Origin of the sequence: Terrabacter ginsenosidimutans (genome assembly GCF_039539425.1) — a bacterium.
Taxonomy (GTDB): domain Bacteria; phylum Actinomycetota; class Actinomycetes; order Actinomycetales; family Dermatophilaceae; genus Terrabacter; species Terrabacter ginsenosidimutans.
The window spans coordinates 450,111-470,400 of record NZ_BAABDC010000003.1; the positions used below are offsets into that span (position 1 = coordinate 450,111).

Annotated in this window: 12 protein-coding genes; 4 read left to right on the forward strand and 8 right to left on the reverse strand. The window is 67.8% G+C overall.

Annotated elements, in window-relative coordinates:
* Positions 1 to 76: 76 nt before the first annotated feature.
* Together ABD831_RS12435 and ABD831_RS12440 are read right to left on the reverse strand one after the other, a co-directional pair.
* Positions 77 to 2,443 carry a coiled-coil domain-containing protein gene (locus ABD831_RS12435; RefSeq protein ID WP_344946671.1) on the reverse strand — a complete coding sequence of 789 codons (2,367 nt, stop codon included), beginning with the start codon at positions 2,441 to 2,443 and terminating at the stop codon, positions 77 to 79.
* Positions 2,444 to 2,698: 255 nt separating this feature from the next.
* Entirely contained in the window at positions 2,699 to 9,589 is a 6,891-nt protein-coding gene (locus tag ABD831_RS12440; RefSeq protein WP_344946674.1) for an OmpL47-type beta-barrel domain-containing protein, read from the reverse strand.
* Between the two features lie 384 nt (positions 9,590 to 9,973).
* On the opposite strand from ABD831_RS12440, the gene ABD831_RS12445 reads away from it, so the two are divergent.
* Complete coding sequence (locus tag ABD831_RS12445) at positions 9,974 to 10,270, forward strand: DUF6907 domain-containing protein (protein ID WP_344946677.1); 297 nt, start codon at positions 9,974 to 9,976, stop codon at positions 10,268 to 10,270.
* On the opposite strand, the gene ABD831_RS12450 is transcribed toward ABD831_RS12445, so the two are convergent.
* Both ABD831_RS12450 and ABD831_RS12455 read right to left on the reverse strand, forming a co-directional pair.
* A complete protein-coding gene (locus tag ABD831_RS12450; protein WP_344946680.1) occupies positions 10,248 to 10,883 on the reverse strand; it encodes a response regulator in 636 nt (211 codons plus the stop codon). The two genes, ABD831_RS12445 and ABD831_RS12450, sit on opposite strands and share 23 nt — an antisense overlap.
* Positions 10,880 to 12,271 carry a sensor histidine kinase gene (locus tag ABD831_RS12455; RefSeq protein ID WP_344946683.1) on the reverse strand — a complete coding sequence of 464 codons (1,392 nt, stop codon included), beginning with the start codon at positions 12,269 to 12,271 and terminating at the stop codon, positions 10,880 to 10,882. The genes ABD831_RS12450 and ABD831_RS12455 overlap by 4 nt, the downstream gene beginning before the upstream one ends.
* A 261-nt stretch (positions 12,272 to 12,532) precedes the next feature.
* Between ABD831_RS12455 and ABD831_RS12460 the strand changes: the two genes are divergently transcribed.
* Positions 12,533 to 14,749, forward strand: a complete 2,217-nt coding sequence (locus tag ABD831_RS12460) for a glycosyltransferase family protein (RefSeq protein ID WP_344946687.1) — start codon at positions 12,533 to 12,535, stop codon at positions 14,747 to 14,749.
* Positions 14,750 to 14,760: 11 nt separating this feature from the next.
* Here ABD831_RS12460 and ABD831_RS12465 read toward each other — a convergent pair whose 3' ends face one another.
* The 4 genes from ABD831_RS12465 to nhaA form a co-directional block, all read right to left on the reverse strand.
* Positions 14,761 to 15,588: a serine hydrolase gene (locus tag ABD831_RS12465; RefSeq protein WP_344946690.1), complete on the reverse strand. Its 828-nt coding sequence runs from the start codon at positions 15,586 to 15,588 to the stop codon at positions 14,761 to 14,763.
* Between the two features lies 1 nt (position 15,589).
* Positions 15,590 to 16,501 (reverse strand): alpha/beta fold hydrolase, encoded by a 912-nt coding sequence (locus tag ABD831_RS12470; protein WP_344946693.1) that lies wholly within the window; start codon positions 16,499 to 16,501, stop codon positions 15,590 to 15,592.
* A 22-nt stretch (positions 16,502 to 16,523) separates the two neighbouring features.
* The gene (locus ABD831_RS12475; protein ID WP_142179169.1) at positions 16,524 to 17,021 is read right to left on the reverse strand and encodes a phage holin family protein; all 498 of its coding nucleotides are present in this window, start codon (positions 17,019 to 17,021) and stop codon (positions 16,524 to 16,526) included.
* Between the two features lie 99 nt (positions 17,022 to 17,120).
* A complete protein-coding gene (gene nhaA, locus ABD831_RS12480; protein ID WP_425582815.1) occupies positions 17,121 to 18,521 on the reverse strand; it encodes a Na+/H+ antiporter NhaA in 1,401 nt (466 codons plus the stop codon).
* Between the two features lie 292 nt (positions 18,522 to 18,813).
* Here nhaA and ABD831_RS12485 point away from each other — a divergent pair, with 292 nt between their 5' ends.
* Together ABD831_RS12485 and ABD831_RS12490 are read left to right on the forward strand one after the other, a co-directional pair.
* A complete protein-coding gene (locus ABD831_RS12485; protein ID WP_185744794.1) occupies positions 18,814 to 19,062 on the forward strand; it encodes a hypothetical protein in 249 nt (82 codons plus the stop codon).
* Entirely contained in the window at positions 19,010 to 20,281 is a 1,272-nt protein-coding gene (locus tag ABD831_RS12490; protein ID WP_344946927.1) for an acyltransferase family protein, read from the forward strand. The genes ABD831_RS12485 and ABD831_RS12490 overlap by 53 nt, the downstream gene beginning before the upstream one ends.
* The last annotated feature ends 9 nt before the right edge of the window (positions 20,282 to 20,290 follow it).

Sequence of the window (20,290 nt, forward strand, 5' to 3'; positions counted from 1 at the left end):
GGTCCCGGGCCACCTCGGCCCGGGACCCTCCCGTGTGTCCCACCCGTTGCGTCGAGGCCCCAGCCCGACGACTGGATCAGGCGACGCAGCCCCCCACGGCGATGGTGCCGTCGATGGCCTTGATCTGGTCCTGGACCGCGCCGAGCTGGTCCTGCAGACCCTTCACCGTGGCCGTCTGCGCCGCGATGGCGTCCTTGTTCGTCTTCTTCTGGGCCTGCAGGTTGCGCAGCACGTTCTGTGCGGCGGTGACCTGCTGGTCGAGGGACGTCAGCTGGCCTTGCAGCGTTGCCAGCTGAGCCTCGGCAGCAGTGACCTGTGCGTTGAGGGCGGCCAGCTGGTCGAGGAGGGGCGCCACCCGGTTCTGCAGCGCCAGGACGTCTGCCTCTGCGGCGGCGATCCGGGCGTTCAGGTCGGTCAGCTGTGCCACGAGGGCATCCAGCTGCCCGTTGAGAGTGGCGATCTCGCCCTGCTTCGTGGCCACCGCCGTGTTGGCGTCGTCCACGGCGGCCTGCAGCGTCGGCAGCTGACCCTGGAGGCCGACGATCTCGGCCTTCTTGTCGTCGACAGCCTTGGTGGCGGTGGCGAGCGCGTCCTGCGCCTTGGCCAGGTCGCCCTGGCGGGCCGCCAGCACGGTCTGCTGCTCGGCGATGGCCTGCTTCGCGGCCTCGACGCCGTCCGTCAGACCGGGCAGCGCGGACTCGAGGTCCGACACGATCGTCTGTTGCGCCGCGACCTTGTCATTTGCGTCGTTGACGGCTGACTGCAGCGGCGGCAGCTGGCCGGTCAGCGTCGTGAGCTCGGACTGCTTGGTCGCGACCGACTGCTTGGCGTCGGCTGCGGCGGCCTGCAGTCCGGGGAGCTGGCCCTGCAGGGTCGCGATCTCGGCCTGCTTCGTGGCCACGGCCGCCTTGTCCGCGTCGAGCTTCGCCTGGAGAGCCGCGCCCTGCTTCTGCAGGTCGCTGCTCTGGGTCTGCTTGGCGAGCAGCTGGGCGTTCAGGTCGTTCACCTGCGTCTGCAGTGCTGCGAGGTTGCCCTGCAGGCCGGAGATCTGGGCGGTCTTGTCGGTGATCTGTGTGTTGACGCCGTCGAGCTGGGCCTGGGCGGCGTCGCGCTGGGCGATGAGGGTGCGCTTCTTGTTGGAGTTGCCGTTGATGCCCGCGATCTGCGTGTCGAGATCGGCGATCTGCGCCGTAAGGCTCGCCTTCTGTGCCTGCAGGGCAGCCAGCTGGTTCTGCGCGGTCAGGATCTGCGCCTGGACGCTCGAGATCTGGCCGTTGACCGCCGAGATCTGGCCCTGCAGGGTGGTGATCTGGGTGGCCAGGGCGGCGATCTGGGCCTTGTTGGCGTCGAGCAGGTCGGAGGTCGACTTCTGTGCGGCCTGGAGGGTCGCCAGCTCCTGCTGGGCCTCGGCGATCTCGGCCGTCTTGGCGTCGACCGCATCGGTGGCGGTCTTGGCGGCCGCCTGCAGGGTGGCGAGCTCGCCCTGCGCCGTGGTGATCGCAGCCTGCTTGGCGGCGAGGGCCTCCGCGGCTGCGGTGGCCCCGGACTGGAGCGATGCGAGCGTCGCCTTGGCCTCGGACACCTTGGCCTGCTGCGCGTCGAGCTCGGCCTGGGCCGCGGTGCCGCTGTCCTGCAGCTGCTGCAGGGTGGCCTCGGCGTCGGTGACGTCCTTCGTGGCGGTGTCGACCGCGTCCGCAGCCGTGCCGGCCTCCGTGGTCAGCGATGCCAGGTCCGCCTGCGCCTGGGCGATCTCGGCTGTCTTGGATGCGAGGGCATCGGCGGCGGACGAGGCCGTGGCCTGAAGGGCCTTGAGGTCGCTGTCCGCCGTGGCGATGTCGGCCTTCTTGGCGTCGATCAGGGCCTGCGCGTCCGCGGCCTGCTTCTGCAGCTGGGCTGAGGCGGCCTGGGCCGTCGCCAGCTGGCTCTGCAGGTCACGGACCTGCGCGGAGAGGTCGGCCTGCTGGGTCTTGAGGCCGTCGAGCATGTTCTGGATGTCGGCGACCTGCCCCGCAACGGTGGCCTGCTCGGCCGTGAGCGAATCGAGGTTCTTCTGGGCGGCCGTCTCGTCGGCCACGAGCTTGAGCTCCTGGGCCTGCAGGTCAGCCAGCTGCTGGTTTGCCTCGTCGACCTGGGCTTGCAGGCTCGTGCGCTGCGAGACCAAGGACGCCCGCTGCGCGGTGAGTGCTGCGATGACGTCCGCGTTCTTCTTGGCTGCCGCCTTGAGCAGGTTCTCCTGGACGGCGCCGCGGTGGGCGAGCTGGTTGACGACGCCGTTGCAGATCCCGCTGCCATTGCTCGCGGAGTTGCCCGCGGCCTGGGCGGGGCTGCCGGTGAGGATCATGGCGGCCAGGGCTGCCGGGATCACCAGCGCCTTGGTGGCACGACGCGCGTTCGTCGAGTGCTTGGCGAAGAACGACTGACCAGTGAACGTGGAACTCGACATGTGTGTTCTGACTGCCTCTCATCGTGGCAAACCCCTGGTTGAGCTGGCCCCCACCGAAGAGCCTAGGAACGGTAAAGACGCGCTAAGCCCCTTTTAGTGTTCAAGGTGGCAAACACGCCGTTCAGATCCCTAAACGGCCGAAACGCCTCACCCCTCGAACAATGGGGTGAGGCGCGTGGGATTGAGGACGCTCGGAAACAGAAGAGCGGGCGCACCGCCAATTCGTGGTGCGCCCGCTCTCGGTCGACCGTCAGCTCATCGGAGACCGATGTTGACGTAGTAGGTCTGGCCGTCGTCGAGGCTCACACCCACTCGCCAGTAGTTGCCGGCCATGGACTTGTCGGTCTTCCAGTTGTACTGATACTGCGTTCCGTCCCAGGTGTAGACCGAGCCGCTGGTGGCGGTCACCGTGTAGGCCGACTCGTTGACCGCGGCCGCCGTGCTGCTGCCCTTGACGGGGTTCAGCCACTGCGGGGCGGTGCTGGCCTGGATGACCTGACCAGCGGCGTTCTTGAGCTGGAACTTCATCGGGATGTTCTGGCCGGCATTGAACACGCTGGTCGCCACGCCCGTCTGGTGCGCCGTGTCGTTGACCGGCTGGAGGAACAGCGTGGTGCCGTAGCCGTAGACCACCTTGTAGGTGACCGTGGCGGTGCCCACGTTGCCGGCCTTGTCGGTCGCGGTCGCGGTGTAGGTGAAGGTGCCCACGCCGTTGGCCGTGCCGCCAGTCCTCGAGCCGGAGGCCGGAGCAGCCAGGCCGCTCGTGGCGTCGGTGGCCGAGGCCGTGGCGGTCGGGGCCGCACCAACGGTGTAGGTCGCGCCGTCCTTGACCCCGCCGATGGTGACGACGGGCTTGACGGTGTCGACGTTGATCCCACTGACCGTGGTCGTCGCCAGGTTGCCGGCGTTGTCGACCGCGGTGCCCGTGGCGCTGTTGCTGCCCTCGTTGGCCAGCGTGGCGTCGGGCTGGCAGCTGGCGATGCCGCTGACCGAGTCACCGCACGTGAAGTGCACGGCGACTGGAGCGTTGTACCAGCCGTTGGCGTTCGGACTCGTCGTGGCGGCACCGGTGATGGTCGGCTTCGTCTTGTCCACCATGACCGTCACGGTCTGGGCCGTCTCGGCGTTACCGGCCTTGTCCACGCTCCAGTAGGCGACCTCGTGGCGGCCCTCGCTGGAGACGGTGACCGACGAGCCGGGCTGCTTCGCCCCGCCGTCGACCGTGTAGAAGGTGCCGCCCACGTCCGACAGGTTGTCGGACGCCACGAGCTTCACGGTGACGTCCGAGTTCTGCCAGCCACTGGGTGCGGTTGCCGTGGTGCGCGGCGCCGTGCGGTCGATCTTGATGCCCATGACCGTGGCACCAGTGGTGTTGCCGGCCTGGTCGCTCACCGAGGCGCTGGCGGACAGGTTGTCGCCTTCACCGGTGATGGTGCTGTCGGCCGGGCTATCGCCGTCGATGCCCGAGAGGGCGTCGGAGGCGCTCCACTTCAGGGTGACGTCGCCGTTGTACCAGCCGTTGCCGTTCGGCGCCGTGGTGGCGGCTCCGGTCAGGGTGGGCGCGGTCTTGTCGACATTGATGCCGCTGATGGTGAACGGGACACTTTCGTTGTCCGCCGCGTCGGTGGCGGTGCCACCGACGCTCTGGTCCTTGCCCTCGACCAGCGTCTTGGAAGCGGGGCAGGAGATGACCCCGGACAGCCCGACCTGGTCGGCGCAGGTGAACGTCGCGGTGACGTCCGCCTTGAACCAGCCGTTGGCGTTGGCCGTGGCCGACAGGCTGCCGGTCACGCTCGGCTTGGTCTTGTCCACGTTGACCGTGGTCTCGTCCGTCGCCGTGTTGCCGGCCTTGTCGGTCGCGGTGCCCTGGATCTTCTGCGCGGCGCCCTCACCCCTGGTGACTGGAGCGGTGCAGCTGGCGATGCCAGAGCCGGTGTCGGTGTCGGTGCAAGTGAAGGTGACGGTGACGTCGCCGTTGTTCCAGGCTGCCTTGTTCGCCTCCGGCGACTGCGCGTGGCTGATGTGGGGAGCCGTCTTGTCGATCTTCACCTCGAGGTTCTTCTGCGCCTCGACGTTGCCGGCGTTGTCCACGCTCCACACCTGCAGGGTGTGGATGCCCTCGCTGTCGATCGACACACTGGTGCCGGTCCCGGCCGGGTCCTTGTCGAGCTGGTAGTGCGTGGCGGCGACACCAGACAGGTTGTCGGCTGCTGAGAGCTCGACCTTGACGGCACCGTTGGTCCAGTCAGGGATGTCGGACACCGTGGTGCTCGGGGCGGTCCGGTCGATCTTGACCGGGGCGCTCGTCGCGGAGGTTTCATTGCCTGCCCGATCGCTGACCGAGGCGCTCGCCGTCAGGCTTGCGCCCTGGCCCTGGATGACGCTGTCGGCCGGAGCCGCACCGTCGATGCCCGACAGGCCGTCGTCGGCCGTCCACCGGATCGTGACGTCGCCGTTGTACCAACCGGCGCCGTTGGGCTTGGTGGTTGGCGCCCCACTCAGCGTGGGAGCCGTCGTGTCGACGTTGATCCCACTCACCGTGGCGTCGGCAGTGTTGCCGGCGTCGTCGGTCGCGGTGCCCTTGGCCAACTGGTCGCCGCCTTCCACCAGCGTGGCCGGCTTGGCGCAGTCGGCGATCCCGGACAGGGCATCTGCGCAGCTGAAGCCGACGGTGACCTTGCCCGCGTACCAGCCGTTGGTGTTCGGCGTGCGGTCAGGCGCACCCGTGATGGTCGGCTTGACGGTGTCGATGCTGACCGTCGCGTTGTCGACCTGCACGTTGCCGGCGTTGTCCACGGAGGTGCCGGGGACCGGCTGGTCCTGGCCGTCGGTCGAGACCTTCGCGCCGGCCGGGCAGATGGCCACGCCGGAGAGGTCGTCGGCGCACTGGTAGGCGACCGTGACTGGCGTCTTGTTCCACCCCTTGGCGTTCGGGGCCGGGGTGACCGTGTGGCCGATGGTCGGCTTGGTGAGGTCGATCTTGACCGTGGCCGTCTTGGCGACCTCGGTGTTGCCGGCCTGGTCCACGCTCCAGTAGCTCAGGGTGTGGATCCCCTGGGTGTCGATGGTCAGGGACGTGCCCTTGGCATCGGCGCCGCCGTCGACCGAGTAGTAGGTCGCGTCGACTCCGGAGAGCCCGTCCGCCGCGTCGAGGCTCACCGTGACGGCGTTGTTGTTCCACCCGGTCGGGGCGTTGGCGCCGGTGACCGGAGCCGTGCGGTCGATGTTGACCGCGGCGCTGTCGGCGGTGGTGCTGTTGCCGGCCTTGTCGCTCACCGTGGCGGTGTCCTTCAGGCCGCTGCCCTCACCCGTGATCTTGGTGTCGGCAGGAGCCGAGACCACACCAGAGCGGTCGTCAGCGGCCTTCCACGTGATCGTGACGTCGCCGTTGTACCAGCCGTTCGCGTTCGGCTTGTCGGCCGGTGCACCGGTCAGCGTGGGCGCCGTCTGGTCGACGTTGATGCCGCCGACCGTAGTGCTGGCCGAGTTGCCTGCCGCGTCTACCACGGTGCCCACGAGGGACTGGTTCGTGCCCTCACCGAACGTCTTGTCCTTCGTCACGTCGGCGACGCCGGAGCGCTCATCCTTCGCGTCGAAAAGGACCGTGACGTCGGTGTTGTTCCAGCCTAAGTCGTTGGCGGCCGGGGTGCGGCTGCCGCTGATGGTCGGCTTGGTCTTGTCGAGGTTGACGGTGGCATCGTCTGTGGCCGAGTTACCGGCGTTGTCGTATGCCGTGCCGGTGACCTTCTGCCCCGTGACCTCCTGCGTGACCTGCTGGGGGTCCGTGCAGCTCTTGATGCCGGACAGCTCGTCCTGGTCGGCGCAGGTGAAGGTGACTGTCACGTCGGCGTTGTTCCAGCCCGCCGCGTTGGCCCTGGGCGTGAGCGTGTGCGCGATGGTGGGAGCCGACGTGTCGATCTTGACGGTGGCGACCTTCCACGGCTCCTCGTTGCCCGCCTGGTCGGTGGAGCGGTAGGAGACCGTGTGCGTGCCCTCGGTCGTGAGCTCCACTGCGGCGCCTGCCTGCTCGGACCCGCCGTCGACGGTGTAGACCGTGGAGGCGACACCCGAGATACCGTCCGAAGCGTTGAGCTCGAGCACCAGGCTGTTGTTGATCCAGCCGTCAGGAGCGGACGCTGTGGTCAGCGGGGCGGTCCTGTCGATCTTGACCGGTGCGCTCGTCGCGGACGTGGTGTTGCCGGCCTTGTCCGAGACGGTGGCGGAGACGGTCTTTCCCTCGCCCTCGGTCGCGATCACGGCGTTCGGCGGCACCTCGCCCGCGAGGCCCGACAGGACGTCATCGGCGGCCCACACCTGGGTCACGCTCGTGTTGTACCAGCCGTTCTCGTTCGGCTGTGTCGTCGGGGCGGCACTGAGGTTCGGCGCCGTCTTGTCGATGTTGATGCCGGTGACCGTCGTGCCGGCGGTGTTGCCGGCGTTGTCGGTGGCGGTGCCGTCGACCGACTGGTTAGCGCCCTGGCCGAGGCGCTGTGGACCGGTGACGGTGTCGATGCCGGACCTGGCGTCCTTGCCGACGAAGGTGACGGTGACGTCGTCCTTGTACCAGCCAGCGGCGTTGGCAGCGCGGTCCGGAGTGCCCGTGATGCTCGGGGCCGTCTTGTCGATGTTGACGGTGGCCGTGGCGTCGGTGCTGTTGCCGGCGTTGTCGGTCGCCGTGCCCTTCACCTGCTGCGCCTGGCCCTCGGTGGAGACAGTCACCGGCGCGGCGCAGCCCTTGAGGCCCGACAGCTCGGTCTGGTCCTCGCATGCGAAGCTGACCGCGACGTCGGTGTTGTTCCAGCCGTGGGTGTTCGGTCCTGGTGACTGGCTCGTCGTGATGCTCGGGGACGACAGGTCCACCTTGACGGTGAACGATCCGGCGTCTTCCTTGTTGCCGGCGTTGTCGACGGACCAGTAGCTGACCGTGTGCACGCCCTCGGTGCCGACGGTCACGCTGTTGCCCTCTGTGGGCGTCGAGGCGCCGTCGACCGCGTAGTAGGTGCTGTCGATGTCGGAGAGGTTGTCGCTGGCAGCGAGGCCGATGGTCACCGGGGCGTTCACCCAGCCGCCGGGCACACCGCTGGCCTTGGTGCTCGGGGCGGTGCGGTCGATCTGGATGCCGTCGACGATGGCGGATGCCGTGTGGCCCGCCTTGTCGGTCACCGAAGCGGAGGCGGAGCGGTCGGCCCCCTCACCGGAGACGACCGTGTCGGCCGGGCAAGCGACGACGCCGGACAGGTTGTCGTCACAGGTCCAGTGGACCGTCACGTCGCCCGTGTACCAGCCGTTGGCATTCGGCGTGCCGACAACCTTCCCAGTGATGGTGGGAGCGGTCTTGTCGACGCTGATTTTGGCGGTCGTCACGGATGCGCTGTTGCCGGCCGTGTCCGTGGCGGTGGCGGTGGCCGTCTGGTTCGCGCCATCGCTGAAGGTGTGCGCCCTGTCCTGGGTCTTGACGCCGGACAGTGCGTCGGACGCGGTGAAGGTCGCGGTGACATCGCTGTCGTACCAGCCGTTGTCGTTCGCCTTCGGCAGGGCGTCGACCGTGATGACCGGCTTCGTCTTGTCGATGCTGACCAGGGCAGGGTCGGTGGCGGTGTTGCCCGCGTTGTCGGTCGCGGTGCCGGTGACGGACTGGTTGCTGCCCTCGCTTGTCAACGTCCTGGGGCCGGTGCAGCTCGCGATGCCGGAGACCGCGTCGGAGCAGCTGAAGGTGACCGTGACGTCGCTGTTGTTCCAGCCGTCGCCATTCGCGGCCGGGTCCTGGGTGTGGCCGATGGTCGGCGACGTCTTGTCGATGCCGAACGAGACGGTGTGGGCGGCCTCGGTGTTGCCGGCCTTGTCCACGCTCCAGAACTTCAGGGAGTGGTTGCCTTCGGCGGTGACCGGGATGCTGGTGCCGGCGGTCTGCGCGCCGCCGTCCAACTGGTAGAAGGTCTTGTCGACGCCGGAGAGCCCGTCGTTCGGAACGAGGGTCAGCGTCACGTCGCTTTTGTTCCAGGCCGGCGGAGCCGTGACCGTGGTGTTCGGGGCCGTGCGGTCGATCTTGACCGCTGCGCTCTGCACCGAGCCGCTTGTGTTGCCGGCCCGGTCGATGGCCGTGGCGGTGGCGGTGAGAGGCACACCCTCACCGGTGATCGTGCTGTTGGCGGGTGCGGTGGTGCCCGACAGGGTGTCGGTTGCGGTCCAGGCCACGGTGACGTCGCCGGTGTACCAGCCATTGGCGTTCGGGTCGATCGTCGGCTTGCCCGAGAGGGTCGGGGCGACCTTGTCGATGTTGATGCCGCTCACCGTCGTGCCCGCGGTGTTGTCGGCGTTGTCGGTGACTGTCCCGGTGACGGACTGGTTGGCGGCGCTGGTCGCCAGCGTCGTCGGAGAGGTCGAGGACTTCACGCCCGACGTAGCGTCGCCCGGAGTGAAGGAGACCGTGACATCCGTGTTGTTCCAGCCGTTGGCGTTCGCGGCAGGGGTGCGGGAGCCGACGATGGTCGGAGCCGTCTTGTCGAGCTTCACCAGGACGGACCCCGAGCCGGCGTTGCCGACGTTGTCCGTGACGGTCGTGGTCTTGGTGACGGTGCCGTCAGCGGTCACGGAGTCGGTGGCGGGGCTCACGGTCTTCACACCGGAGCCGCCGACGTCCGAGCCGGTCCACGTCACCGTGACGTTGGACTTGTTCCAACCCGCGGCATTCGGGGCAGGGGCCAGAGCACCGGTCGCAGTGGGGCCTGTGTTGTCCAAGGTGTACGAGGGCTGTCCCGTGAAGTCCTCACCCTGGTTCGCCGTGCACTTGTTCTGACCATTGGAGTTCGCGTATCCGGCGACCGTCACTGCGACCAGCCCGCTACCTGACCCCGCCGTAAAGATCGGAAGCCCTGACGTGAACGTGAATGTGCCAGATCCCGTCTGGTCCACGCTGGAGGTGCCACTCGTGACTCGCACACACGAGGTCTTGTTGTCGGCGTTGACCGTCAGGGTGAGCGGCGCACCTTGCTTGGCATACAGCGTGCCGTTCGCGGCCGTGAAGGTACCGGCGCCCCCGCTGAAGCTCGCGCTCGTCACGGACGCCGCCTGGGCGGCAACGCTCGACCCCGCGGCCAAGAGCGTGATGGTGGCAGCCGTGGCACTGAGTAGACGGCGTGAAGACATGGTGATTCCTCCCCTTCGGACGTCGACCGACTTCGCCCCCGCGAGTCGACGTCGCCAAAGGTAAACGTCTGAGGAGTTGTGCGATGACGGAAAGTCAAAAACTCAATTCGAGCCGCACTTCCTGACACATATGTCCTATTTACACGTCAATAGCCCGATATGCAGACGGACATCAAGGATCTTTCGGGCGCCGACGTCGCCGTCTGAACCGATGGATCATCGCGTTTGCGTGTGTTTGGCACAGGCGCAGGCGCCACGCGTCGCTTCGTCCTCGGTTTTCGTTTACAGATTTGAACGGACATGACCCGGTCCTGGCCGTCGGTGTTTAGGAGGTTGAACGAAGAACGGCGGCTTTTTGCGTCTGCCGTTCCTATCGTTTTGGACATGACCTCCACGCAGCTGGCGAAGCCGCGACCCGCTCACTGCCCGACCTGGTGCGTGCAGCGACACGGCATACGCCAAGGTGAGGACGACGCGATCCACGTCAGCGGGGAGCTGCTCGTGAGGGGAACGTCGCTGCGGCTGTGCACGACGATCGACCCGGCGACCCACGAGACGGACGGGCCCTACGTCCTGGTCGGCGCGGAGGAGTACACGCTGCACGAGGCGGACGCGCTCATCGATGCGCTGACCCAGCTCGTCGACGAGGGGATGGGCCTCACTCGCCGCGCAGGAGTCTGAAGGCGCTCTCGCGGTCCTTGACGCGCAGCTTCTTGAGGACCGACGACACGTGCACGCGAACGGTCGTGGCCGACAGGAAGAGCCGCTTGGACACCTCATCGGTGGAGAGGCCCTGACCGAGCATCTCCATGACCTCCCACTCGCGCGCGCTCAGCTTGGCGGCTGCCGTACCGCGGCGGGCGAAGCGTCGCTTGGCCGGGGCGCGGAACTCGTCCATGATCCGGGCCACGAGTCGCGGAGGCATGGCGGCTTCGCCCTCGAGGACGCCGTGGAGCTTGTCGGCCAGGGTCGCCGGGTCGGTGTCCTTCAGCAGGTAGCCGGACGCCCCAGCGCGCAACGAGTCGAAGAGGTCGTCGTCCTCCGCCGACTGGGTGAGCATGACGACGGCGACGTCGGGCGCGCTGCGGACGATGTCGCGGGCAGCCTGTATGCCGTTGCCGGGCATGTGGATGTCGAGCAACGCCACGTCGGGGCGGTGCTCGACCACGAGTCGCACGGCATCATCGGCGGTGGCGCCTTCGCCACAGACCTCACAGTCACTGGCCTCGAGGGCCTCGCGGATGCGACCTCGCATGCGCGCGTGGTCATCGGCGAGAACGATGCGCAGGCTCACCACGTCACCGCCACGGTGGTGCCCTGTCCGGGGGTGGAGTCGACGGTAAAGGCGCCTCGCACGGAAGAGGCGCGCTCTTCCATGCTCGTCAGCCCGTAGCCTCCGGCGTGCCGCCGGACCGAGACGGGGTCGAAGCCCTCACCCTCGTCCTGGACCCGGAGTCGCCTTCTCTGGTCGTGGCGGTCGAGGCATAGCCGCACCCGGCCGGAGCGGCCATGGCGGATCGCGTTGGACACGGCCTCGCGAGTGATCCGGATGAGGGCGTGGCGCTGGTCGGCGTCGGCGTGGATGGAGTCGTCCAGCTCGACCTCGAGGCTGGCGTCGTAGCGGTCCGCCACCTGGCGGGCGGCGCGGTGCAGGACGAAGCCGAGTGGTTCGTCGCTGCTGCGTCCGAGCGCATCGACCGCGGCGCGTGCCTCGTCTAGGGCTCGGTCGCATGCCGCCAGGATGCGCGCGCGACCCTCGGGCTCGCCGGCCAGCGTCGAGGTCTCCATCCGGATGTACCCCAGCTCCTGAACGACGCCGTCGTGCAGCTCTCGCGCGAGACGCCGCCGGTCCTCTAGGACCGCCGCTTGCGCCTGCATCGACCAGAAGTGGCGGATCTCGCGGGCGGCGCCGACGAGCAGGACGGCATACGACGTGGTGCGCAGGAGGTCTCCGGTGTAGAGCCAGTCGGAGTAGAGAGAGGGGAAGAGCAGATAGTTCACGCGCGCAAAGGCAGCAAGCGCGAAGGCGGGACCGAGCAGGCGGATCAACTCGTCGCGCCCTCCGGCGCGGGGCCGCGCCGTCGCAGCGAAGGTCACGGACGCTGCTGCAAAGCACAAGGCAGTGATGGCGTGGGCGGCGAGCAGTCCCGCGTGCCCCGCGATGACGGGACGCTGGGCCGATGCCGGGGGTGTCAGCGCCAGGGCGAGCGGCAGCGAGTCTCGCAGTGCCCAGGTGACCACGAGCCCGACAGCGACCGTGACCCACGGAAGGACCTTCAACGGGCGATTCCAGCGCGCGGCAGGTCGTCGAGCACTCGTCATTGAGGCGGCCAGGACGAGCGCCGCTCCGACCACCCGCACCGCGACGGGGAGCCACACGCCGCCGCGGTCATCGTCGAGGCCGACCAGCCGCAGCACGAGCGTCAGGCCGATGCCTGCCAGTCCGAGGAGCAGCAGCCCGTCGGCCAGGAGCAGGTCCTGGAGACGGCCGGAGCGCGAGTAGCGGCCGAGGAGGAGGTAGGCGACCAGGAGCGCGACGCCCGTGTCGAGGGAGTCGAGCACGAGGTGCAGATCAGGGCTGTGGTAGGCGAAGAATAGATAGGGCGTGCCGAGGATGGCTGCGGTGACGGCGACGCCGAGGGCCCAGCCGAGGAACGTCGGGACACTTCCCGACGCGGTCACCCCACGACCCGTTCCTCTGCGAGCGGCCGTCCCCATCTGGCACATGACCCGGAGTTTAAGTTCGCGGTGTGCTGCGGGTCTGCCGATTGGTCCAACCGGTTCTATAAACGGTAAAAGGGTGCGACCCGCCAGAACTCTGACGACTGCTCGCGTACGGCGCACTTCGCCGACAAATGCGACCGGCGCCGTTAGCCTGCGTCAGTGACTTCAGGGAGAGCACCTTCAACGGTCTCGCAGAGAGACGAGGCGGCTCTGCGCCCCGTGCCGACGCGTAAGGTGCCGATGGGCCGCGGCTGGTGGGAGCGCGTGGCCGGGCCGGTGGCGACGGTCATTCTCAGCCTGCTGGGCATGGCTCAGGCTCTGAAGGTCTGGGACTGGAGGCCGGGCACCCCCCTGGGACTGACTGGTGATGCGCCGTGGATGGCCACCCTGATCAGGGGATACCTCGACTACGGGCCGTACGCCGACACCCCCCTTTTCGGTGCGCCGTTCGCGTTGAACACTGGTTGGTCTTCAACGGGAAACGATCTGCACGTCTGGATCCTCACCGCGCTGGGGACCTTCTCGCATGACCCCTTCACCGTCATGGCCGTCTACTTCTTCCTGACTTTCCCGCTCTCCGCCCTGACGATGTACTGGCTGTGTCGCAAGTACGAGGTGGCCCGCGCACCAGCTGTCATGGCGGGTGTCCTGTTCTCCCTGATCCCCGGCCATCAGGAGCGGTTTCCTCACCTCTTTCTCGCTGCCTACTGGGCGGTTCCGTTCGCTGCGTGGGTGATTATCGAGACGGCGCGCGGTAGGTCGGTTCTTGCGACCGACGCCACCGGCAGGAGCCGCCGACGTCTGGCGCACGTCGCGCAGGTCCTCATGCTCATCGCCATTGGTCTAGGTGACGTCTATTACGTCGCCTTCACTCTCGTGATCGCCGTGCCGATCGCAGTCTTGCGGCAGATCCGCAGGCCCGACTTCCGTGAGTTGCGGTTGCTCTCGATTCCCTTGCTGGTGATGGTGGTGCCGACGCTCGTCAGCCTCGCGGTTGCGCGCCGACGAGCCGATCGTGACGTACTGACTGGCGGGATGCCCTTTGGCCGCAGCTTCGTTGACTCCGATCGATGGGCGGGCCAGATCTTTGACCTCGTCATGCCCTGGCCGGGTTACCGCGTCGCGGCTTTCGGCCAGCGATCTCAGGCCTACGACGCGCTGACGGGTACGACCGGAGAGGTGTCGGCCATCGGCGGCGTGGCAGTCCTCGGGCTCATCGGGATGCTGGTCGTTGTTGGTTCAGCGCTTCTGCGAGGCCGTCTGGCGGCCGTCAACCCCCTGATCGCTGTGCTTGCCGTCGCCTCGTTGCTCGCGATCGCCTTTTTCACTCGCGGTGGTCTAGGTGCTTTGACCGCCTTCTTGCTCACCCCTCAGATCCGGACGTGGTCACGGCTGTTCCTCTTCATTGGTCTCTTCGGTCTGCTTGCTGCGGGATGGTTTGTGTCCCAACTGGGGCGCAGGGCAGGCGGTCGTCAACAGGTCTACGCCGTATCCGCTGTTCTCGTGCTGCTTGGCGTTCTCGACCAGACAAACCCGGGCCGAGCCCCGGACTACGGAGCCAACCGAGCACAACTTGCCACCCTCGCCGCGTTCGATGACCACGTCCAACAAGCACTTGGTCCGGGATGCACGATCTTCGTACTTCCCGTCGTCGGGTTTCCGGAAGTCAACGACGCGCTCTGGTCAGACCTCATGTCACTGGGGCTGGCATCGGACGACTTGCACTGGAGTTTCGGTGCCATCAAGGGGACCGCCCCGGCCGACTGGCAACTCGGTCTGGCGACCAACGATCCGCCGCGCCTGCTAAACGACATCGCAGCTCTGAACTACTGCGGAGTGGTGGTTGAGTCCAGCCTCGGTCAGCGTTCACCGCTTCTGGCGACAGAGTTGCCGCGGCTGCTCGGTCCAGCAGTCGCGACGTCTTCGGACAAGAGATATGTGGCGTACAGCCTGAAGGAGGTACGCGGCCGGCTCGAGTCAGGAGTTGGGAGCGCAGGCATCCGCGCGCGCTCAGCGGCAGCGCTTCATCCCGTTCTGGCGACCTTGAAAGGTGCGTATGCCGTTGACGAGGTGGGTGGTCGCCGCTATCCGTTGGGGCCCGGCCCATCGATCGCACTGTCGAACATGACGGGCGCTCCTGTTCAGCTGCAGGTGAAGATCAGCGTTCTGGGTGCCGCGGAGGGAAGCGCTGAGCTGCACCTCGACGGGCTAGGGTGCAAATCGCCATCGGTCGTGGTCCCACCGCGGACCCGTCGTGACATCTCCATGTCAGTGAGCGCACCGAGCGGCCTCTCGTCGCTGGACATCGTCTCTGTGGGAGGCACTGGCGACTGGGCTCGTTTCATGAACCGCTCCGCTCTCGCTTCCGTGCAATCCATGTCGATCACGCCGGTTGACACAGCCATCAATGCTGGGGTCGACCTGCCCAGCCCCTGACCAGGATCGCGTCAAAGAACTCCGAGCACCTGCTCGCCGATGTGGCGCATGCCGCGAAGGACCGCCCAGACGGTCAGGTGGTCGAGGGTCGTGCCGGGGGACGGGTCCCAGTTGGCGATGGCTGCCCACGAGACCGTGTGCTCGCCGACGGACACGGCTCCGACGTCGGCGCGCACGCCGGCATCGGTCCCGGTCTTGTTCCAGAACCTTGTCGGCAGGTCGAGTGATGAGTGGTGTGCGATGGGGTCGAGGCCGCCCTGCTCAACGAGGGCCGACCCGACCATCGACTGGTCGACGTTGGCCGAGAGCCACTGTCGCACAAGTCGATCCGCGTCGGGCCCTACGGCGGCATCGCTGGCGAGGAGGCTCATGAGCTGGCTCAGCTCGCTGGCCGTCCCGGTGGAAAGGGTCGGAGGGTGATCGGTGCCACGGACGTCGCGGACCCGGTCGTGCAGCGCAGTGGCGCGCAGGCCGAGGGCCGTGGCTCTGGCGGCGACCTCGGCCAGACCCACCCTGCGAAGCAGGACGTTGGTCGCGAGGTTGTCGGAGACAGCGCCGACCAGGGCTGCGACGTCGATGAGGGGGAGTGTCTCGACCGAGAGCGTGTGCCAGAGTCCGGAGTCGCCGACCCAGAGATCGACGGAGCGGGTCAGCGGCTCGTCAGGCGACACCTCGCCCGCGGCGATGAGCCGGGCCGTCTCCACGAGGAGCAGCACCTTGCCGACCGATGCCGTGCGCAACGCAAGGTCTGGGCCGACGGACGCCAACGGCATACCAGCTCCGTCGCGGACGCAGACCGACCACGTGACTCCGCCGGCGTCAGGAAGCTCGAGATCCATATCAGGCAAGCGATCCGAGCCACTTGAGCAGGACGGCGTTCACCTGGACCGGTGCCTCCTCGGTGAGGAAATGGCCGGCGCCGGGGACCTTGACCTGGCAGTAGTCGCCGGGGACGAAGGCACCGGAGCCGTGGGTCACGGCCGGGATGACGCAGCCGTCGTCGCTGCCCTGGAGCTGGAGGACAGGGACCCGGACGGCGTGGCGGATCCGTCGCATGAACAGCGGGCCGTCGGGACGCACCGAGGAGCGGCCGAGCCAGCGGTAGTGCTCGGCAGCGGAGTGCGCTACGAAGGGGATCATCATGCCGTCGCCGTAGCGCGAGACGTCCTCGGCCGTTGGGAAGGTCCCGAACGGCGAGGCCCAGGAGCGAAGAAGGCCTTCGACGTAGTCGTGCGACCTGGCCATCTCTCGCTCGGGGCCGAATGGCTTCTGCAGGCCGGCGATCCAGGCCGAGGCGCGACGCTGCTTCGGGTTGCTCCACGTCGCGTGGCGCATGATTCGCGGGTGTGGCATCGACAGCGACGCGATGGCGCGAGTGACGTCCGGGCGCAGCGTCGGCATGCACCAGGCGATCCAGCCGCCGAGGCCCTGGCCCATGACGACGGCGTCCTTCTCGCCCAGGGCGCGGATCACGCTCGCCGTGTCGAGGGTCGCCATGTACGTGTCGTAGCCGCGCGGCGGCTTGTCGGACCCGCCGTAGCCCCGCAGGTCCATCGCAGCGACGCGGTAGCCGGCGTCGGCGAGCGCGACCATCTGGTGGCGCCACGCGTACCAGAACTGCGGGAAGCCATGGAGCATGAGCACCAGCGGGCCGTCGCCCATCTCGGCGACGTGGAAGCGGGCGCCGTTGGCGGAGACGAAGCGGTGCTCCCACGGCCCGTCGATGTTGACGAACGCAGCGTCGACGGACATGGATGCGATGAGGGGTGTCGGGTCAGGCGTCGCGAGACGGGTCCGGCGTGCTGACAGAAGTCGCCGCCGGGAGGTCCTTGCGGTCCCACTCGGGACGCGGCGCCGGGACCGTGGTGCCCGGGTGCTCGGTCGCCGACTTCAGCGCAGCCACCGTCGTCTGCGCCTCGGTGATCGTCTTCTCGGGGGTCGGGTTGACCGTCTTCATCTTCCTCACGCCGAGCAGTCCGAGGACGGCCGCGACGAGCAGCATGAAGACGAAGACGATGAGGAAGCTGAGCCAGCGCGCCAGACCCAGGGCCTGGAGGCCTTCGGCGATCGTCGTGAAGAGGAAGTAGACGGAGTAGAAGACGATGACGGCCGCTCCGGCCAGCAGACCTCCGCCGACGCCGGCCTTCTTGACCTGCACCGAGACCTCAGCCTTGGCCAGGGCGATCTCGCTGCGAACCAGCGTCGAGAGGTCCTGGGTCGCGGACGCGACCAGCTGGCCCAGTGTCCGCTCCTGCCGGGGATCCGTGCTCATCGGCTCACTTCCTCGGTGCTCGTTGGTGACTACGCGGTCGCGCCTACCAGGTGCAACCCTACTGCGCAGTCCCTACCCGAACGTGCAGGGCAGGCACCATCACGCTGGATCGAGTCGTCCCTCGGTCTCGTAGACGTCAGGGACCCCGTCGTGGTCCCGATCGGCGGTCTCCCGCGCTTCGACGAGTCGGTAGTGGCGATTCCGCATCCGCAGCACGAGGGTCGCCAGCAAGGCCGCGATGAGGCTGCCGCACAGGACCGCGAGCTTGACATTGTCGTCGCGCGCCGAGCCGGTGCCGAAGGCGAGTTCGCCCACGAGGAGGCTCACGGTGAAACCCACTCCCGCCAGGACCGACAGCCCAAGGACGTCGGTCCAGGCGAGGTCCTCGTCCAGCTCCGCCCTCGTGAAGCGAGCGACCGCCCACGTGCCGCCAAGGACGCCGACAGTCTTGCCCACGACGAGACCAACGACGACACCGATCGCGGCGGGGTCACGCAGGGCCGCGCCGAAGCCACCGCCGACGACTGTCACCCCGGCCGCGAAGAACGCGAAGACGGGAACAGCGACGCCTGCGGAGAAGGGCCGGATCTTGTGCTCGAGGCGCTCCGCCAGGGAGTGCCTGTCGGGGTCGTCCTCGGCTTCGCGGTTGACGGGCACCAGCAGTCCCAGCAGGACGCCGGCGACCGTCGCGTGGACGCCGCTCGAGTGAACGAAGGTCCAGGCAAGCAGCGCGGGTACCGCAAGGAGCATGGGGTTGGTGATCTTGCGCTTGAGCAGCAGGCGCCACGCCGCGAGAGGGACGACGGCTGCAAGCAGCCAGAGAAGGTTGACGGTGTCTGTGTAGAAGACGGCGATGATCGTGATCGCGATGAGGTCGTCGACGACAGCGAGGGTCAGCAGGAACGACCGGAGTGCGCTCGGCAAGTGCGTGCCGATGACAGCCAGCACCGCCAGCGCGAAGGCGATGTCGGTCGCGGTCGGAATGGCCCAGCCGCGGAGTATGCCGCCCACTTCGCTCGCGCTGTCACCTCGGCTCATCAGCATGGCTGTGACAACGAACAGGATCGCAGGGAGGGCGACGCCGCAGACGGCCGCGGCGATGGGGAGCGCCGCCTTGCGCCGGTCGGAGAGGTCTCCCGCGACGAACTCGCGCTTGAGCTCGATGCCGGCGACGAGGAAGAAGACTGCAAGCAGTCCGTCTGCCGCCCAGGTGCCGAGTGAAAGATCGAGGTGCAAGGAGTGGGGACCGATCACGGTGTCGCGGAGCGCGGTGTAGCCGTCGCGCCACGGCGAGTTGGCCCAGACGAGGGCGGCCACCGCGGCGGCGAGGAGGATCGCACCGCCGATGGTCTCGGCTCGAAGGAGGTCGGCAACGTAGCGGGCTTCGCGCCAAGTGCCTCGACCCAGCAGCCGGTTGGAGGTGCTGGTCCCAGGCTGAGTTGAGGGGGTCGCGCTGTGGTTCGGCTCGCTCACGTGAGGTCCCTTCGGGGGATGGGTCATGGGTCGCCGACCAGACTTCCCGGCACACCATGGCCACTCGCGTCGTCGCCGTGAGCCGCCACGAGTCTAGCGAGCCGGCTTCGCCGACCGCCGATGCCCGCGTGGATTGATGGGCAGCTCGACAGACAACCTCCGACCCGGTGCACTGACATGCGCTGTGACGGGACGTAGTCCCTTGTGCGGCGGGCAAATCGGACTAATTAGACATCGGTGGATTCGGACCAGTTAGCGGCCGTAGATTGTGCCTCGGGAGGGGGGCTCCCGAACGGGTGATGGATTTGGGGGTTTGACGATGAACGACAAGCCAGCAGGTTGGTACTACGTCGGCGACGGCGCCTTGCGCTACCGCGATGACTACGGGTGGACCGAGTACTACATGGACGCCAAGGACCCGCGCGCCCAGGACTGGCCGCCACCGCAGCCGAAGACGCTGCTGCAGCAGCTCCGCGAGGAAGAGGCCGCCAGGTCGGTTGCGTCCGGTGCGCGCCATGGAGCGAGGGTGTGGTCCCCGTTCAGACGCGCGCACCGTGCGCGCCACTGACCCACGGTCTGGTGCGACGACTGCACCGCGTGCGTCGTCTGCCGAAGCCGGGTCGCGCTCACGCAGTGCTCACCTCCCGTCGCTGACGAGTCTGCGCTTCGTGGCTGCGGCCTTGGTGCTGGTGCACCACCTGGTCATCTACGCGCCCACGCTCACCGTCGTCTCGCAGCTGGCTTCGATCGGCTATGTCGGCGTCACCTTCTTCTTCGTGCTCAGCGGGTTCGTGCTGACCTGGGCGTGGTCCCCAGAGACGAAGGCTCGCACGTTCTACCGGCGGCGCTTCGCGCGGGTCTACCCCGTGCATCTGCTGTTCGTCGCGGTCAGCACGGGGGTCTTTGCGGAGCAGCTGAACTGGGGCGCCCTGCCTGCGAATCTGATGCTGCTGCAGGCCTGGTCGCCTGACGACTCCGTCGTGCGTTCTTTCTCGGCGGTGTCGTGGTCGCTCTCATGTGAGCTCTTCTTCTACGCGACCTTCCCTTTGTTGGTTCGGGGTGTCCTCCGAGTGCGGAGATCCCTCCTCGCCGGCGCGGCCGTCTTGGTCCTTGGAATGGCCATCGGCCTGCTCCTTGAGATACGAGATCCGGCGCTCGGATTGCTGATCTTCCACCTACCGGTCTTCCGCATGATCGAGTTCGTCTGTGGGTCGTTGGCTGCCGCGGCGATGATCCGTGGGTGGTCGCCCCGTACGCGAGTGCCTTGGGCAGCGGCGTTCGTCGCGACCTCCTACCTGTCGCTTCTGATCCTCCCCGTGGTCATCGGATATCGACTCGAGGACCGATGGGCCATCACCCTCGCCATGGTGCCCAGTTGCGTACTCCTGATCACCTCGTCCGCCCGCGTGGACAATGAGGGAGGCCGTTCGATCCTGCGTCACCATCTGCCTGTCAGATTGGGCCAGTGGTCGTTCTGCGTCTATATGGCGCACCCTGCGATCTTGGCTCTCGGAGCGCCGTGGCTCGGGTCTCGGGACCTGGTCTTGGCTGGCCTGGCCTGCATCGCCGTGGTTGTCGCGGTAGTCCTGGTGGCCTGGCTTCTCTACGCGAATCTTGAGCGCCCGGTGGAGCGTGTTCTGCGGGGAGGCGGGCCGGCCCGTGCATCGACACTTCGGGCCTTCGCGCCCGTCGAGCTGGGTCCGCCGCCGGTAGTAGGAACAGCGCACCACTCGGTGGGGGGAGGAGCGCCCGGTTTCGCGGGAGGGCTGGGGTCGGCGCCGGGCTGACGAAGCGGG

Bases quoted from the DNA above. Each gene is read 5' to 3' on its own strand.
- ABD831_RS12435 (WP_344946671.1), bottom strand. From the start codon at position 2,443: ATGTCGAGTTCCACGTTCACTGGTCAGTCGTTCTTCGCCAAGCACTCG.
- ABD831_RS12440 (WP_344946674.1), bottom strand. From the start codon at position 9,589: ATGTCTTCACGCCGTCTACTCAGTGCCACGGCTGCCACCATCACGCTC.
- ABD831_RS12445 (WP_344946677.1), top strand. From the start codon at position 9,974: ATGACCTCCACGCAGCTGGCGAAGCCGCGACCCGCTCACTGCCCGACC.
- ABD831_RS12465 (WP_344946690.1), bottom strand. From the start codon at position 15,588: ATGGATCTCGAGCTTCCTGACGCCGGCGGAGTCACGTGGTCGGTCTGC.
- ABD831_RS12470 (WP_344946693.1), bottom strand. From the start codon at position 16,501: ATGTCCGTCGACGCTGCGTTCGTCAACATCGACGGGCCGTGGGAGCAC.
- ABD831_RS12475 (WP_142179169.1), bottom strand. From the start codon at position 17,021: ATGAGCACGGATCCCCGGCAGGAGCGGACACTGGGCCAGCTGGTCGCG.
- nhaA (WP_425582815.1), bottom strand. From the start codon at position 18,521: ATGACCCATCCCCCGAAGGGACCTCACGTGAGCGAGCCGAACCACAGC.
- ABD831_RS12485 (WP_185744794.1), top strand. From the start codon at position 18,814: ATGAACGACAAGCCAGCAGGTTGGTACTACGTCGGCGACGGCGCCTTG.
- ABD831_RS12490 (WP_344946927.1), top strand. From the start codon at position 19,010: ATGGAGCGAGGGTGTGGTCCCCGTTCAGACGCGCGCACCGTGCGCGCC.